Here is a 16511-nt window from a genome sequence, read left to right as displayed (position 1 = left end):
GTGTCCTGTGCGCGACAAGGGGTATCGCCGGGCCGGGAATCGGTTCAAATCCCCGGCAGACGGTCCATCTGTCCGCTGGCGCGGCCGGATCGCGGGGCGTAAGACACGGGTCCTGCGTGGATGAACCCGCAGGGAACGGCCTGCGGTTAAACCCGCGGGGCGCCGGCTGCGGGGGAGGCCCGCGGCCAACCCTCCGCGGGCCTCCCCGCGGGGGACGAGACTTGAGACGTATCATCCGCAGCGCGGGGGACGCCTGCGGTATCCTGATGTCCGGGGGCCAGGGTGCGAGGAAAGACGGAGAGCGGTCGGGACGAGTTGCGCTCGGTCCTGCGCGAGGGACGGATGCTGTTCCTCTCGGTGGCGATCTTCAGCTTCTTCGTGAACCTGCTGATGCTGACCGGGCCGATCTTCATGCTCCAGGTCTACGACCGGGTGCTCAGCTCGCGCTCCGAGGCGACGCTGCTGGCGCTGATCGTCATCATGGGCTTCTTGTTCCTGATGATGGGCGTGCTCGACTACGCCCGCGGCCGGGTGCTGGCGCGGGCCGGCGCGCGCTTCCAGGCCCGGCTCGACAACCGGGTGTTCGAGGCGATCCTGCGCCGCTCGGTCAGCCCGGTGGAGCGGGCGCGCCCCGCCACGGGGCTGCGCGACCTCGAGTCCATCCAGCGTCTGCTGTCGGGCCCCGCGCCCTTCGCGGTCTTCGACATGCCGTGGACGCCGGTGTTCCTGGCCGCGATCTTCACCTTCCACTGGATCCTGGGCTGCATCGCCATCGGCGGCGGCCTGATCCTGGTCTGCCTGACCTGGTTGAACCAGATCTTCTCCAAGAAGCTGCAGATCGACGCCAACGTCGCCTCCGCCCAGTCCGAGGGCTTCACCGAGGCCGTCCGCTCCCAGGGGGAGACGGTGCAGGGCCTGGGGATGCGCCGCTCGGTGCTCGAGCGCTGGCAGAAGCTGCGCGGGCGCAGCCTGGAGACGACGATCCAGGCCTCCGACCGCACCGGCGGCTTCTCGACCGCCTCCAAGACCCTGCGCTTCTTCCTGCAGTCGCTGATGCTGGGCGCGGGCGCGTGGCTGGCGATCCAGGGGGAGCTGTCGCCCGGCTCGATGATCGCGGGCTCGATCCTGATGGGCCGCGCGCTCGCGCCCATCGAGCAGGCCATCGGCCAGTGGGCGCTGGTGCAGCGCGCCGTGCAGGGGTGGAAGTCCCTCTCGGAGCTGCTCGAGAAGACCCCCGCCCCCGAGGTGCGCACCAAGCTGCCCGAGCCGCGCTCGATCCTCGAGGCGCAGCAGGTCACGGTGGTGGCGCCGGGCGAGCAGACCGCGGCGATCCGCATGGTCTCCTTCCGCATGGAGCCGGGGCAGGCGATGGGCGTGATCGGCCCGTCGGCCTCGGGCAAGTCGACGCTGGCCAAGGCGATCGTGGGGATCTGGAAGCCGGCTGCGGGCAACGTCCGCCTCGACGGCGCCGCGCTTGAGCAGTACGGCGACGAGGACCTGGGCCGCCACGTGGGCTATCTTCCGCAGGAGATCGCGCTCTTCGACGGCACCGTGGCCGAGAACATCGCCCGCCTGACCGGGGAGCCCGACGCCGAGGCCGTGGTGCTGGCCGCCAAGCGCGCCGGCGCGCACGAGATGATCCTCGGCCTGCCCGGCGGCTACGACTTCCAGGTGGCGGCGGGGGGCGGCAAGCTCTCGGGCGGGCAGCGCCAGCGCATCGGGCTCGCCCGCGCGCTCTACGGCGACCCGGCCGTGGTGGTGCTGGACGAGCCGAACTCGAACCTCGACGCCGCCGGCTCCGACGCGCTGAACCGCGCGATCGTGGACATCAAGGCGCGCGGCCGGTCCGTCATCATCATGGCCCACCGCCCCGCCGCCATCCAGCACTGCGACCTGATCCTGATGATGGAGGACGGGGTGCGGAAGGCCTTCGGGCCGAAGGACGAGGTGCTGCGCCAGCACGTGCGCAACTACCCCCAGGTCGTGACCCCGGCCGGAGAGTGACGCGAGCATGACCGAGATGCAGGGCGACGACCGCCGGCGAGAGACCGGCGACCCGAAGCGGGCGCAGGAGCCCGCGCCGTTCAACGTGTTCGCCGAGACGATCGACCCGCCCGCCGCGTCGCACCCGCCGCTGCATCGCCACGACGACGCCGTGGACGCCGAGACGGTGGACGACCCCGCCGCCCCGCCCGCCGCGGAAGGCGCGCCCGCCGAGCCGCCGCAGGCCGCGGCCGCGACGCCCGGGCAGCCGGCCCCGTCGCCGTCCAGCTCGTCCCAGCCGGCGCCCGCCGGCTCCCGCGCCGCGCCGCCGCCGGACCCCGCGGCGCTCGCCGCCGCCCGCGCCCGGCTGGACGCCGCCCGCGCCGCGCGCGCCGGGGCCGAGCAGCGCCCCGGCGCGACGACCTCCGCGCCGACTTCCGCCGCGCCCGCCGCTCCGACGACCGCGTCCGCCCCGAAGACGGAGACGCCCCCGACCGCGCGGCCCGGTCCCGAGCCTCGGCCCCAATCCCGGCCCCAGCCCCAGGCCGAAGCGGCGCCCGACGCGGCCTCCGCCGCGGCCGCCGCGGCGGGCCAGGCGGTGCTGACCCGACGCAAAGGGACCCTGCCCTCGATGTCCCTGCCCTCCCGCCCCCCCGTCGCCTCGCCCGAGGCGAAGTCCGAGGACGCGGCCGACCTGCCCGCGACGCCGAAGACCCCCGCCCCCACGCCCGCCCCCGGCGGCGGCGGCGCGGGCGGCGGCGTGCCCGCGAAGCCGCGCACCGGCGGCCCCTCCGCGCCCCTGGGCCCGGCCGAGGCGGCCGACCGCTTCTCGGCCCGCAAGGCGCTGATCATCGGCTTCGTGGGCCTGCTTCTGCTGGTCGGCGGCTTCGGCGCCTGGGCGGCCTTCGCCAACATCTCCGGCGCGATCATCGCCTCGGGCGAGGTCGACGTGGAGACGCGCGAGCAGGTCGTCCAGCATCCCGACGGCGGCGTGGTCGGCGAGATCATGGTCCGCGACGGCGACCGCGTGCAGGCCGGCGACGTGCTGCTGCGCTTCGACGACACGCTGGCCCGCTCCGAGGCCGTGATCCTCGAGGACCAGTACTGGGAGCTCGTCGCCCGCCGCAACCGGCTGGAGGCCGAGCAGTACGACTGGGACGCCATCCGGTTCGACGAGCGGCTTCTGGAGAAGGCCAAGACCGACGACGACGTGCAGCGCATGGTCGAGGGCCAGACCTCGCTGTTCGACGCGCGCCTGCGCACCCTGAACGAGCAGGTCAAGCAGCTGGGCGAGCGCCAGGGCCAGATCGAACGCCAGGTCGAGGGCGCCGAGGCCCAGATCTCCGCCCTGCGCCGCCAGGACGAGCTGATCCAGCAGGAGCTCGCAGGCCAGCAGAAGCTGTTCGACCAGGGCCTGGCCCAGCTGAACCGCGTCCTCGCCCTGCAGCGCGAGCAGGCCCGCCTGGAAGGCCAGATCGGCGAGCTGACCGCCGCCGTCGCCGAATACCAGGGCCGCGCCACCGAGATCGAGATCCAGATCATCCAGGCCAAGACCCAGCGCCAGGAAGAGGCGATCACCCAGATGCGCGACATCCAGTACCAGGAGAACCAGGTGCGCGAGCAGCTGGCCTCCCTGAAGGAGCGTCTGTCGCGGATGGAGGTGCGCGCCCCGATCTCGGGCACGGTCTTCAACTCCAAGGTCTTCGCCCAGCAGGCGGTGCTCACCCCGGCCGAACCGATCATGTACCTGGTGCCCACCGACGCCAAGTTCGTGTTCAACGCCCGCATCGACCCCCAGCACGTGGACGAGGTGTTCCCCGGCCAGGAGGCGACGGTGCGCTTCCCCGCCTTCGCCGCGCGCACCACGCCCGAGATCGACGGGCACGTGGTGAAGGTCTCGGCCGACGCGATCGTGGACGAGCGGACCGGCATCCATTACTTCCCGATCGAGCTCGCGTTGAACGAGGGCGAGGAGAAGAAGCTCGAGGGCAAGACCCTGGTCCCCGGCATGCCGGTCGAGGCGTTCATCCGCACCTACGACCGCTCGCCGCTGAACTACCTGGTCAAGCCCTTCATGGACTACTTCGCCCACTCGATGCGCGAGGAATGACCGCCCGGGGGTCCTCCCCGGGCCGAACCCCGGAAAGGACCTCCATGACCGGCAAGATCGACGCCCGCCTCGCCGAGCTCGGCATCACCCTGCCCAACCCGCCCGTGCCCGCCGCGGCCTACACGCCCTTCGTGAAGACCGGGAACCTGGTGTTCGTCTCGGGCCAGGTCAGCCAGGGCCCCGACGGGCTGGTGAAGGGCAAGCTGGGCCAGGACATGGACGTGGCCGCGGGCTACGAGGCCGCCAAGACCTGCGCCCTGTCGCTGATCGCCCAGGCCAAGGCCGCCTGCGACGGCGACCTGGACCGCGTGGTGCGGGTGGTGAAGCTGATGGGCCTGGTGAACTCCACCCCCGACTTCCCCGACCACCCCAAGGTGATCAACGGCTGCTCGGAGCTGCTGGGCGAGGTGTTCGGCGAGGCCGGCGTGCACGCGCGCTCGGCCTTCGGCGTGGCCAACCTGCCCTTCGGCGTGGCCTGCGAGATCGAGGCGATCTTCGAGATCGCCTGACGCGTGCGGGGCCCCGGCCGGGCGCGCCCGGCCGGGGACTCTGCGCGTCTCCGCCGGGCGACGCCCGAAGACGGGCGTCGCGCCGCCCCCCGGGCCCGCCTCCCGCCCGCCCGCCCCGGCGGTCCCGGGGGGCGGCGGGCGCGGGCTGCAGGCCCTGCGCCCGGGCCCGCGCCAGAGCCCGGCGCCGGTTCGAGGGCCGGCGCCCGCCGCCGTCTCTTCCGCTCTCCCTTCCGATCCCGACGGAGCTTCCGGATGCCCGCCCTGCCCCCCGGCTTCCTCGACCGTCCCATCGCCCACCGCGGCCTGCACGATCGCGCCGCGGGGGTGATCGAGAACTCCCTGCCCGCGATCCGCGCCGCGGCTGCCGCGGGCTACGGCTGCGAGATCGACCTGCAGATCTCCGCCGACGGCGAGGCGATGTGCTTCCACGACGACGACCTCGACCGGCTGACCGCCGCCTCGGGCCCCGTGCGCGAGCGCGAGGCGGCGGAGCTCGGCGCCCTGCCCTTGGTCGGCGCCGCGCCCGAGGCGCGCATCCCCACCTTCGCGCAGGCGCTGGAGGCCGCCCACGACGCCCCCCTGCTGGTGGAGATCAAGCGCCAGCACGAGAGCGTCGGCGTCGGCCCGCTGGAGGCCCGCGCCGCCGAGCTGATCGCGGCCCACCTCGCCGCCGGCGGCGGCCCCGTTGCGGTGATGAGCTTCGATCCCCGCGCCGTCGCCTGGTTTCATGTGCACGCCCCCGCGATCCCGCGCGGCCTCGTCTCGATGGACTGGGACCGGGACGCGGACGGGCGGGGCCTGTCGGCGCAGGCGCGCGCCGACCTCTCCGCCCTCTCGACCTTCGAGGCGTCGGGCTGCGGCTTCTGCTCCTACCACTGGAAGGACCTGCCGACCGCGCGAACGACGGCCCTGCGCGCCGCGGGCCTGCCGGTCCTGTGCTGGACCACCCGCAGCCCGGAAGACGACGCCGCCGCCCGCCGCCATGTCGACAACGTCACCTTCGAGGGCTACCGGCCCTGAGCGGGCGCGCCCGGACGCGCTCCTCCCCCGGATGGCCGCCGGCGCCGGACCGCGTCCCCGCGACCCTGCATCGCGCCGCGCCGGGCATTGACCGGCCCGCGCCGCTCCCCATCCTGTTACGCACGCAACCGCGGGAGGCTTCCCCATGGACGGATCCGAGGTCGTCGAGATCACGGCCCTGACCTCGATCGACGAGATCGACGCCCAGGACTGGGACCGCTGCGCCGACCCCGAGGGCGCCCCCGGCCAGCCGCCCGAGAACCCGTTCCTGACCCATCGCTTCCTCAAGGCGCTGGAGGACAGCCGCTCGGTCGGGCGAGGCTCGGGCTGGGCGCCGCGGCACCTCGTGGCGCGCCTGGGGGAGCGGGTGATCGGGGTCATGCCCCTCTACGCCAAGGGGCACAGCCAGGGGGAATACGTCTTCGACCATTCCTGGGCCCATGCCTACGAGCGGGCGGGCGGCGACTACTACCCCAAGCTCCAGGGCGCGGTGCCCTTCACGCCGGCCACCGGGCGCCGCTTCCTGGTGGCGCCGGGGGAGACCCCGGCCGCCGTCGTCTCGGCGCTGGTGCAGGGGGCGGTGCAGCTGACCGCCTCGAACGGCCTCTCCTCCCTGCACGTCACCTTCTGCACCGAGGCGGAGTGGGAGATGGGCGCGGAGATCGGCCTCCTGCAACGCACCGGCGAGCAGTTCCACTGGCGCAACCGCGGCTACGCCGACTTCGAGGCATTCCTCGCGGACCTCAGCTCCCGCAAGCGCAAGAACATCCGGCGCGAGCGGCGGGAGGCCACCGCCTCCGGCCTGACCATCCGCGCCCTGACCGGCGACGACCTGCGCCCGGAGCATTGGGACGCCTTCTGGCGCTTCTACCAGGACACCGGCAGCCGCAAATGGGGCTCGCCCTACCTCACGCGCGACTTCTTCAACCGGGTGCAGGAGAGCCTGCGCGACGAGACCCTGCTGGTGCTGGCCGAGCGCGACGGGCGCCCGGTGGCGGGGGCGCTGAACTTCATCGGCAGGCGGTCGCTCTTCGGGCGCTACTGGGGCTGCACCGAGCATCACCCCTGCCTGCATTTCGAGCTCTGTTACTATCAGGCCATCGACTTCGCCATCGCGCAAGGCCTTGAAACCGTTGAGGCGGGCGCCCAGGGTGAGCACAAGCTCGCCCGCGGCTACCTGCCGGTGAAGACGCACTCGCTGCACTGGATCGCGGACCCGAACTTCCGCCGCGCCGTGGCCGAGTACCTGGACGCCGAGCGCGAGGCGGTGGGCGACGAGATCGCCTGGCTGTCCGAGCGCTCGCCGTTCCGCAAGTCCGACCTGACCCGAGAGATCGAGGAGCACGACTGATGCCCGAGAAGCTGGATCCGGACACCCGCGAAACCACCCTCGCCACCCTCCAGGACGGCGGCTGGGCCGTGGTCGAGGGCCGCGACGCCCTGACCAAGACCTTCAAGTTCCAGGATTTCTCCGAGGCCTTCGGCTGGATGACCCGCGTGGCGCTTCTCGCCGAGAAGATGGACCATCACCCCGAGTGGTCGAACGTCTACAACAAAGTCGAGGTCACCCTGACCAGCCACGACGTCGGCGGCCTGAGCGAGCGCGACGTGAAGATGGCCCAGGCGCTGGATGAGATGGAGGGGTGACGCCCCTCCTCGGCCCGGCGCCGATGCGTCGGAGCGCAAAGTTTGCACCAGATTGGAACATGCGCCGCTTGTGCGCGCCGCGGATTAAATCACTTCGGTTGATTTAATCCGCGGCGTTGTGGGCGAGCGGGCGCCTGATCGGGGCGTCGAAAAGCTTGCCAAGTGGTGAACTATCGAATATGGTTCACCACATGGAACACTATTCGCTTTCCCTCGACCAGGCGTTCCACGCCCTGTCCGACCCCACGCGTCGGGCAGTGGTGGCGCGGCTGTGCGACCGGCGGGAGGCCAGCGTGACGGAGCTGGCCGCGCCCTTCGAGATGGGCCTGCCCGCCTTCCTCAAGCACCTCCGGGTGCTCGAGGAGAGCGGGCTGGTCGCCACCGAGAAGGTGGGCCGCGTGCGCAGCTGCCGGCTGCAGGCGGAGGCGCTGGGGGAGGTCGAGGACTGGCTCGCCGCCCGCAGGCGGCAGGTAAAGGCGCAGCTGGACCGCTTCGCGGCCTATGCCGAGGCGCTGGACGCCAAGCGAGGAGACCCGGAATGACCCTGACCGAGACGACCGCCGCCATCGAGCACGCGACGATGGTCGAGACCCGCATCATCAAGGCCCGGCGGGCGACCTGCTGGGCCGCCTGGACGCAGGCGGAGCATCGCCGCAACTGGTTCGGCGGCCCGGGCATGGAGGAACTGGAGCGCAGCGTCGACTTCCGCGTCGGCGGAACCGAGATCCTGCACGGCGCCTTCCCGGGCGGCGGAAACTCCCGCTACGAGGCGCGCTTTCACCTGATCGAGCCGGAGATGCGCCTGGTCTACGCCTTCGAAATGGTGGTGAAGGGGGCGCCCTACTCGATCTCGCTGACCGGCGTCTCGTTCCGGGACGTGCCGGAGGGCTGCGAGGTCACCTACGTGGAGCAGATCCAGATGGTGAGCCCCGAGGCCGACATGGCCGACCGGCGGCGGGGCACGGCGATGATCGTGGACCAGTATGCGGCGTATCTGGCGCAGAAGCATTGAGGGCGCCTGGAGCGGGGGGCGCATTGAAATGCCCCCTACGGGGAACGCAAAGCGCCCGGCGGGGGACCCGCCGGGCGTTTTTTCGTTTCGCTCGCGCCTGCGCCTTACTCGGCGGTCAGGAGCGGGGGCTTCTTGTCGCCGGAGAGAGCCTTGGTGGGCTGGGAGATCTGGAGGTCGAGCTGACCGTCCTTGATCGCCACCTTCACCAGGCCGCCCTTGGTGAGCTTGCCGAACAGCAGCTCCTCGGCCAGCGGCTTCTTGATGTGCTCCTGGATCACGCGGCCCAGGGGACGCGCGCCCATGCGGTCGTCGTAGCCCTTCTCGGCCAGCCACTCGGCCGCCGGCTTGGTGAGCTCGATCGAGACGCCGCGGTCCATGAGCTGGGCCTCGAGCTGGAGGACGAACTTCTCGACCACCTGGAGGATGACCTCCTTGGGCAGCGCGCCGAAGGAGATGATCGCGTCGAGACGGTTGCGGAACTCCGGCGTGAAGGTCCGCTCGATCGCTGCCGTGTCCTCGCCCTCGCGCCGGTCGCGGCCGAAGCCGATGGCGGCCTTGGCGAGCTCGGAGGCGCCCGCGTTCGAGGTCATGATCAGGACCACGTTGCGGAAATCCACCGTCTTGCCGTTGTGGTCGGTCAGACGCCCGTGGTCCATCACCTGCAGGAGGATGTTGAAGACGTCGGGATGCGCCTTCTCGATCTCGTCCAGCAGCAGGACGCAGTGGGGGTGCTGGTCGACGCCGTCGGTCAGCAGGCCGCCCTGGTCGAAGCCGACGTAGCCCGGAGGCGCGCCGATCAGGCGGGAGACCGAGTGCTTCTCCATGTACTCGGACATATCGAAGCGCAGCAGCTCCACCCCAAGCTGCTCGGAGAGCTGCTTGGCGACCTCGGTCTTGCCGACGCCGGTCGGGCCCGCGAACAGGTAGTTGCCGATGGGCTTCTCCGGCTCGCGCAGGCCCGCGCGGCTCAGCTTGATGGCCGAGGCGAGGGACTCGATCGCCGCGTCCTGGCCGAAGACCACGCGCTTGAGGCTCGCCTCCAGGTCGCGCAGCGTCTCGGCGTCGTCCTTGGAGACGGACTTCGGGGGGATGCGGGCGATCTTGGCGACGACGTCCTCGATCTCCTTGGGGGTGATCGTCTTGCGGCGCTTGGAGTCGGGCAGCAGGTGCTGGTAGGCGCCGGCCTCGTCGATGACGTCGATGGCCTTGTCCGGCAGCTTGCGGTCGTTGATGTAGCGCGCGGAAAGCTCCACGGCCGTCTTGATCGCCTCCTGCGTGTAGCGGATGTCGTGATGCTCCTCGAAATAGGGCTTGAGGCCCTTGAGGATCTTGATCGTGTCCTCGACCGTCGGCTCGTACACGTCGATCTTCTGGAAGCGACGGGACAGGGCGCGGTCCTTCTCGAAGTGCTGGCGGAACTCCTTGTAGGTGGTGGATCCCATGCAGCGCAGCGAGCCCGACTGAAGCGCGGGCTTCAGCAGGTTGGAGGCGTCCATCGCGCCGCCCGACGTCGCGCCGGCGCCGATGACGGTGTGGATCTCGTCGATGAACAGGATCGCGTCGGGATGCTCCTCGAGCTCCTTCACGACGGCTTTCAGACGCTCCTCGAAGTCGCCGCGATAGCGGGTGCCGGCGAGCAGCGCGCCCATGTCGAGCGAGAAGATGGTGGAGCCGCCGAGCACGTCGGGGGTCTGGCCGTCGACGATCTTCTTGGCGAGGCCCTCGGCGATGGCGGTCTTGCCCACGCCGGGGTCGCCCACCAGCAGCGGGTTGTTCTTGCGCCGGCGGCAGAGGACCTGGATGGCGCGCTCGACCTCGTGCTCGCGCCCGATCAGCGGGTCGACGTCGCCCTTGCGGGCCTTGACGTTGAGGTTGACGCAGTACTTGCCGAGCGCCGTCTCCTCCTTCTCCTTCTCCGGCTCGTTGCGGGAGGCGGAGGGCTGCTCGCTCTCGTCCTCGGCGCCGCGCACGGGGCGCGCCTCGCCGTAGGCGGGGTTCTTGGCGACGCCGTGGGAGATGTAGTTGACCGCGTCGTAACGGGTCATGTCCTGCTCCTGCAGGAAGAAGGCGGCGTGGCTCTCGCGCTCGGCGAAGATGGCGACGAGCACGTTGGCGCCGGTCACCTCGGTGCGCCCCGAGGACTGCACGTGGATGGCGGCGCGCTGGATGACGCGCTGGAAGCCGGTGGTGGGGGCGGCCTCGGACCCGTCGACGTCGGAGACGAGCGCCTCGAGCTCGTTGTCCACGAAGCGGGTCAGGGATTCGCGCAGGGTGTCGAGGTTCACGCCGCAGGCCTTCATCACGCGGGCCGCGTCGGGTTCGTCGATGAGGGCGAGCAGCAGGTGTTCGAGGGTGGCCAGCTCGTGCTTGCGCTCGTTCGCGAGGCTCAGCGCGAAGTGGATGGCTTCCTCAAGGGTCTTCGAGAACGAGGGCATGCGCGTCACCTTTCCGCCTGGACCCGCGCCCGCATGGGCGCGGCTGCGATCCGGCCCGCCCGAGGGTTCGATCCCGGGCTAGAGCCTGAGTGCACCATTAAACTTCGGCTTTGTCAGCATCGGATCAAGGGCGGGTTAGCGCGCGATCATTTTTTTGCGTTCGACGCAACGTAAGGCGCCCATGCGGCAGGCATGTCACGCCCAAGTCGAAGGCGCCGCGTTGCAGCATGACGGGGCGGGAGCGGTTCCGCGTCGGGAACATCCGGCCCCGGAACCGATCCGAGGGACGGCCGGGAGGGAAGCGCGCATGTGGGGGGCCGGGGGCGCGGGCGCAAGAGGGGCGCGCAGGCTCAGGCTGGAAGGCGGATCAAGGGGTTCCGGGCGCGGGGCGCCGTCACTCCTTCTCCATCGTGCACTGCAGGGGATGCTGGTGCTGCTGGGCGTAGTCCATCACCTGGGTGACCTTGGTCTCGGCCACCTCGAAGGAGAACACGCCCACCACGGCGAGGCCGCGGCGGTGAACGGTCAGCATGATTTCCACCGCGCTCTCGTGCCGCAGGCCGAAGAAGCGCTCGAGCACGTGAACCACGAACTCCATGGGGGTGTAGTCGTCGTTCAGCAGCAGGACCTTGTACATCGAGGGCCGCTGCGGGCGGGTCGAGGGCTTGACCGCCAGCGCGCCGTCGGGGTCGCCGGTCGGGCGCGAGGGGCCCGCGGCGCGGGTGCGTCCCGCGCGCACGGGCGGCAGGGCGCGCGCCGGCACGGCGCGCAGGGGCGGTCGGCCCGAGGCGAGGGTCGCTCCGTCGCCGTCGGTCATCTCGTCCCGGATCGCTTCGCGGTGTTGATCCACGGCCAGGCCCATCATCGTCGCTGTGCGCATGGCCTGATATTATATGACTCGCGCCGAAATGAAAAAGGGGGCCGAGGCCCCCTTTTCGCATCGATCCGCCGGATCGCGCCTTCAGGCGCGCGGCGGGGCCGCTTCGGACCCCGGTTCCGGCCGCCGTCCCGGGCCCCGCGCCGCCGCGCCCGACGGGCCGGCGGCGGGCGCCCGCGGGATCAGGCGGGGGTCTTCACCAGCTCGGCGGCGGCGGTGACGCGGGCGGCGATCGGCTCCATCGCGTCCTTCGAGGCGGCCATGGCCATCTCGTTCATCTTGGTCGCCTGCTTCATGTAGCCGTCGAAGAAGGTCTTGGCGAAGTCGGACTGCTTCTCCATCAGCTCCATGACGGACTTGGAGGCGGCGAAGTCCTTCGTCGCGGCGACGCCCTCTTCCATCGACTTCTTGGAGAAGGCCATCGACTCGGCGCCCATCTCCTCGGCCGACTTCATGGCGATGTTCGCCGACTTCATGAAGGCGTCGAGCGAGGCCTGGCCGAAGGAGGCCATGTCCTCGAAGGACTTCGCCATCTTCTCCATCGATTCGGTCATCTTCGCCTGGGCTTCGGCGGCGAAGGTTTCGAACTGGGCGGTGGTGTCGGACATCGCGTTCATGGGGCGGCTCCTCGCGGGCTCGGTTTAGGGTCCGTCCGGGCCGACTCGTTGGCGTCGGGGGGCGGTCTCCGCGCAGCCGTATAATGCTGCGGGGATGGGAATAACGCCTCATGCTGCGTCGCGTCAAGGGAATTGACGCGGCGCAGCACACGCCTGCGGCGACAAGGCCCTCCGGCCTTCGCCTCATGGAGATGAATCGAATCTCGCCTCGGGCATTTAAAATTGCGCCGCAGCGTGTTACGGTCTTTTGTGAAGAGATCGCGCGAATGCGACGATCCAAACGTCGACAGGACGTGACACGGACAGGCGCCGGAACAGGCGCGACGGACGAACGAGGGCGGCTATGAGACGGACGAAACCAGGGGCGCCGGCGCGCCTGGCGTTGGCCATCGGGCTCGCTTTGCTGGCGTTGCTGAGCTGGGCTCCGGCCCCGGCGCAGGCGGCGCCCTATGCGGCGCTGGTGATGGACGCGCGGACCGGGGAGGTCGTGTACGCCGAGAACGCGGACACGCGCCTGCACCCCGCATCCCTGACCAAGATGATGACCCTTTATCTCGCCATCGAGGCGGTGAAGGAGGGTCGGCTGAAGCTGGACCAGACCGTGAAGGTCTCGGCCCTGGCCGCACGGCAGCCGCCGTCGCGGATCGGGCTGCGCGCAGGGGAGCGGGTGTCGATCCGCAACCTGATGCGGGCGGCGGCGGTGAAGTCGGCCAACGACGCGGCCACCGCGCTGGCCGAGGCGACCGCGGGTTCGGTCGACGCCTGGGCGAAGATGGCCACGGCCAAGGCCCGGATCCTCGGGATGCCGAACACCACCTTCAAGAACCCCCACGGGCTGACCCAGGCCGGGCACCTGTCCACGGCGCGGGACATGGCCACGCTGGGCCGGCGGCTGTTCTTCGATCACCCCGAGTACTACAACCTGTTCTCGCGCAAGAAGACGACGGCGATGGGCAAGACGGTCTACGCGACCAACCGCCGGCTGCTGTCGGAGTATCCGGGCGCGGACGGGATCAAGACCGGCTACACCCGGGCGGCGGGCTTCAACCTGGTGTCCTCGGCGCATCGCGGCGACCAGCGGGTGATCGCGGCGGTGTTCGGGGCGCGCAGCTCGGCCGACCGCACGGCGAAGATCTCCCGGCTGATGGACATGGGCTTCCAGAAGACCCCGCGCTACGCCAAGGCGATTCCGCCGGCCTCGGCCACCGCCGGCACGGTGGTCGCCGCGGCGCCGATTCCCGAGGAGCGGCCCGACGCGCCGGCCTCCCTGCTGGCCCGCGTGGGCCAGGCGATCGCGCCCGCGGCCGCCCATGCGGGGGAGCGGGACAACGGCACGCGCTATGCGCCGCGCCGGGCGGCCCTGCCCTCGATGCGGCCGGCGACCGAGTTCGGCCTGGCGATCAACCTGCCGCCGCGACGCCCCTGAGCCTTCCCCAGGACGGGGCGTCGCGCGACGAGAAAGGGCCCGGACGGAAACGTCCGGGCCCTTTTTTTCGTCCGCCGGGCGCTTGGGACGGGCCGGATGAGGCGCCGCGTCGCCCGGGCGTCGAGCCGGACCGCCCCGCCCGCGGCGCAGGGCGAGGCCTGCGTCCGTCCCCGACCGGCGACGGCGGGGAGCGCACGCGAAAGCGGACGGCGGGGGCGGAGGCGGCTTGGGGGCGCGGAGGGCGCCGGACTCGCCGGATGCTCGGCGAGCCCTCGCGTCGCGGCGTCGGTGGGCGCTTGGTCGGGACAGATCAGCGAGGACGAGGCCTGGAGTTGCACACCAGAGCTGACGTCCGCGACGCGGGAACCTGGCGGCGGACGGACTGGAGACCCCAACGCCGGCCTTCCCGAGATTCGGGGGGGTGCAGACCGGCGACCCAGAATCCAGACCGGAGACCCGGAGACCCGGAGACCCGGAGACCCGGAGACCCGGAGACCCGGAGACCCGGACCATCGTCCGGGCGCCTTTGCGGCGCAAGCCGCGGGCGGCGGAGCGGGGGGTCGACGCCCCCCGACGCCGCCCCCCTGCCCCGGGCGCGCGGTCAGCCGGTCTCGCCGGCCGGGGGACGGCCGATGGAGACGTAGTGGAAGCCGGCCTCGGCGGCGTCGGCGGGGTCGTAGACGTTGCGCAGGTCGGCGAAGCCGCGGCCCCGCATCCCCTGGCGCAGGCGGGCGAGGTCGAGGGCGCGGAACTCGTTCCACTCGGTCAGCAGCACCACGGCGTCGGCCCCGGCGGCGGCCTCGTAGGGATCCTCGCACCAGGTCACGCCGGGGAGCAGCGCGTCGCCCTCCTTGCGGCCCTGGGGGTCGCAGACGCGCACCTCGGCGCCGCCGCCCACCAGCGAGGGCACAACCACCAGCGAGGGGCTGTCGCGCATGTCGTCGGTGTTGGGCTTGAAGGTCACCCCCAGCACCGCGATGCGCTTGCGGTTCGCCGTGCCCCCGCAGACGTCGAGCACCTTGTCCACCATCGCCCGCTTGCGACGCTCGTTGACGTCGATGACCGTCTCGACGATGCGCAGCGGGACCGAGTGGTCCTGGCCGGTGCGCGCCAGCGCCATGGTGTCCTTGGGAAAGCAGGAGCCGCCGTAGCCGGGCCCGGCATGCAGGAACTTCGAGCCGATGCGCCCGTCCATGCCGATGCCCTTGGCCACCGCCTTCACGTCGCCGCCGACCTTCTCGCACAAGTCCGCGATCTCGTTGATGAAGGTGATCTTGGCGGCGAGGAAGGCGTTGGCGGCGTACTTGATGATCTCGGCGGATTCCAGCGAGGTGACCATCACCGGCGCCTCGCGCAGCGAGAGGGGGCGGTAGATCTCGCGCATCACCCGCTCGGCGGCCTCGGTCTCGGCGCCCACGACCACGCGGTCGGGGCGCATGAAGTCCTCGATGGCGGCGCCCTCGCGCAGGAACTCGGGGTTGGAGGCGATCTCGAAGCGGATCTCGCGGCCGGTCTCGGCGAGGCGCTCGGAGATCACGCGGCCGACCTCGCGGTTGGCGCCGACGGGGACGGTGGACTTGGTGACGACGACCGTGCCGTCCTCGATCACGTCGGCGAGCTCGCGCGCGGCGGCGTAGACGTAGCTCAGGTCCGCGTGGCCGTCTCCGCGCCGGGTGGGGGTGCCGACCGCGATGAACACCGCGCCCGCGCCCTTCACCGCCTCTGCGAGGTCGGTGGTGAAGCTCAGGCGGCCGGCGGCCACGTTGCGGGCCAGCAGCTCGTCCAGGCCCGGCTCGTAGATCGGCACGCCGCCGGCGCGCAGCGTCTCGACCTTGCTCTCGAGCTTGTCGACGCACACGACCTCATGGCCGAAGTCCGAGAAGCAGACGCCGGAGACGAGGCCCACGTAGCCGGTCCCGATCATGGTCACGCGCATGAGGCGCTTCTCCCTGGCGGTGGAGCCCCCTCGGCCCCGGTGCGGAATGGGTGGGGGGGGTTCTAGGCCGCCTCGGCCATGCCCGGCAAGTTCAGGGCGCGCAGGAGGTCGCGGATCTCCTGCCGGGCGGCGACATGGGACATCGAGAAGGCGAAGCCCTGGTCGCGCAGGTCGAGCAGCGTCAGGCCGTTGAGGAACATCTCGCGGAAGATCACCCGCTCGGAGAAGCCGGGAACCAGGCGGTAGCCGATGCGCTTGGCCAGATGCTCCAGCGCGTCGCCGACCTTGCGCTTGTTGCGGGCGTCGATGTGGGACATGCGGTTGCGCAGCACCACCCAGTCGACGGGCTTGAGGCCGGCGCCGGCGCGCAGGCGGCGCGCCTGCCAGACCATCTCGGAATAGATCGAGGGGCCCAGCACCTTGCCGGTCTCGGGGTCCATGCGGGCGAGGAGGTCGAAGTCCACCAGGCTGTCGTTGATCGGCGTGATCAGCGTGTCGGCGGAGGCATGGGCCATCTGGCTGTAGAAGCTGTCGGCGCCGGGGCAGTCGATCAGGATGAAGTCGCAGGAGGCGTCGAGGGCCGCGATGGCCTCGGTGAACCAGCGCTCCTCCTCCGCCTCCGCCTCGACGCGGTCGCGCAGGGTGGAGGGCTGGAGGCGGAAGCGCTCGGGCAGGGACAGGTCCTGGCCGGTGCGGCGGGCGAAGGCCTCGCGGTTCTCGAGATAGCGGAAGAAGGTGGTCTGGCGCAGGTCGAGGTCCATGGCGCCGACGCGGAAGCCCTGGCGGGCGATGGCGGCGAAGAGATGCATGGCGGTCGTGGACTTGCCCGATCCGCCCTTCTCGTTTCCGGTCACGATCACATGGGCCACGGCGCCCGCGCTCCTGCCTGTTGCCGGCCCCCACGGCCGCGGCGGCCGCTTGGCGGGCCGCTTCGCGGGC

The 16511-nt window shown here is 71.3% G+C and carries 14 protein-coding genes; 9 read left to right on the top strand and 5 right to left on the bottom strand.

Annotated features, from left to right (window positions below; translation table 11 throughout):
• The first annotated feature begins 342 nt into the window (after positions 1-342).
• The 8 genes from P2H44_RS13315 to P2H44_RS13280 all read left to right on the top strand — a co-directional run bounded on the left by P2H44_RS13315 (position 343) and on the right by P2H44_RS13280 (position 8281).
• Positions 343-2004: a type I secretion system permease/ATPase gene (locus P2H44_RS13315; protein ID WP_275764591.1), complete on the top strand. Its 1662-nt coding sequence runs from the start codon at positions 343-345 to the stop codon at positions 2002-2004.
• Between the two features lie 7 nt (positions 2005-2011).
• Entirely contained in the window at positions 2012-4093 is a 2082-nt protein-coding gene (locus P2H44_RS25495; RefSeq protein ID WP_345798996.1) for an HlyD family type I secretion periplasmic adaptor subunit, read from the top strand.
• Positions 4094-4137: 44 nt separating this feature from the next.
• Complete coding sequence (locus P2H44_RS13305) at positions 4138-4602, top strand: RidA family protein (RefSeq protein ID WP_275764148.1); 465 nt, start codon at positions 4138-4140, stop codon at positions 4600-4602.
• A gap of 252 nt (positions 4603-4854) precedes the next feature.
• A complete protein-coding gene (locus P2H44_RS13300; RefSeq protein ID WP_275764146.1) occupies positions 4855-5622 on the top strand; it encodes a glycerophosphodiester phosphodiesterase family protein in 768 nt (255 codons plus the stop codon).
• A gap of 145 nt (positions 5623-5767) precedes the next feature.
• The gene (locus P2H44_RS13295; RefSeq protein ID WP_275764143.1) at positions 5768-6973 is read left to right on the top strand and encodes a GNAT family N-acetyltransferase; all 1206 of its coding nucleotides are present in this window, start codon (positions 5768-5770) and stop codon (positions 6971-6973) included.
• Complete coding sequence (locus tag P2H44_RS13290; protein ID WP_275764140.1) at positions 6973-7269, top strand: 4a-hydroxytetrahydrobiopterin dehydratase; 297 nt, start codon at positions 6973-6975, stop codon at positions 7267-7269. Before P2H44_RS13295 ends, P2H44_RS13290 begins: the two co-directional genes overlap by 1 nt.
• Positions 7270-7460: 191 nt before the next feature.
• Complete coding sequence (locus P2H44_RS13285; RefSeq protein WP_275764136.1) at positions 7461-7811, top strand: ArsR/SmtB family transcription factor; 351 nt, start codon at positions 7461-7463, stop codon at positions 7809-7811.
• Positions 7808-8281, top strand: a complete 474-nt coding sequence (locus P2H44_RS13280; protein WP_275764132.1) for an SRPBCC domain-containing protein — start codon at positions 7808-7810, stop codon at positions 8279-8281. Before P2H44_RS13285 ends, P2H44_RS13280 begins: the two co-directional genes overlap by 4 nt.
• Positions 8282-8385: 104 nt before the next feature.
• On the opposite strand, the gene clpA is transcribed toward P2H44_RS13280, so the two are convergent.
• The 3 genes from clpA to P2H44_RS13265 form a co-directional block, all read right to left on the bottom strand.
• Complete coding sequence (gene clpA, locus P2H44_RS13275; RefSeq protein ID WP_275764130.1) at positions 8386-10716, bottom strand: ATP-dependent Clp protease ATP-binding subunit ClpA; 2331 nt, start codon at positions 10714-10716, stop codon at positions 8386-8388.
• Between the two features lie 394 nt (positions 10717-11110).
• Positions 11111-11455 carry an ATP-dependent Clp protease adapter ClpS gene (gene clpS / locus P2H44_RS13270; RefSeq protein ID WP_462976293.1) on the bottom strand — a complete coding sequence of 115 codons (345 nt, stop codon included), beginning with the start codon at positions 11453-11455 and terminating at the stop codon, positions 11111-11113.
• A 320-nt stretch (positions 11456-11775) separates the two neighbouring features.
• On the bottom strand, positions 11776-12210 hold the full coding sequence (locus tag P2H44_RS13265) for a phasin family protein (protein ID WP_275764127.1): 435 nt from the start codon (positions 12208-12210) through the stop codon (positions 11776-11778).
• 343 nt (positions 12211-12553) lie between these two features.
• On the opposite strand from P2H44_RS13265, the gene P2H44_RS13260 reads away from it, so the two are divergent.
• Positions 12554-13636 (top strand): D-alanyl-D-alanine carboxypeptidase family protein, encoded by a 1083-nt coding sequence (locus tag P2H44_RS13260; RefSeq protein WP_462976288.1) that lies wholly within the window; start codon positions 12554-12556, stop codon positions 13634-13636.
• 601 nt (positions 13637-14237) lie between these two features.
• On the opposite strand, the gene P2H44_RS13255 is transcribed toward P2H44_RS13260, so the two are convergent.
• Both P2H44_RS13255 and P2H44_RS13250 read right to left on the bottom strand, forming a co-directional pair.
• Positions 14238-15572 carry a UDP-glucose dehydrogenase family protein gene (locus tag P2H44_RS13255; RefSeq protein WP_275764125.1) on the bottom strand — a complete coding sequence of 445 codons (1335 nt, stop codon included), beginning with the start codon at positions 15570-15572 and terminating at the stop codon, positions 14238-14240.
• A gap of 62 nt (positions 15573-15634) precedes the next feature.
• Positions 15635-16441, bottom strand: a complete 807-nt coding sequence (locus P2H44_RS13250; protein ID WP_275764122.1) for a division plane positioning ATPase MipZ — start codon at positions 16439-16441, stop codon at positions 15635-15637.
• Positions 16442-16511: the final 70 nt, after the last annotated feature.

Source organism: Albimonas marina (assembly GCF_029223255.1).
In the GTDB taxonomy this organism is placed as follows: Bacteria; Pseudomonadota; Alphaproteobacteria; order Rhodobacterales; family Rhodobacteraceae; genus Albimonas.
Note: the sequence above shows the minus strand (reverse complement) of the source record. Positions and strands in the feature narration are given on the sequence as shown.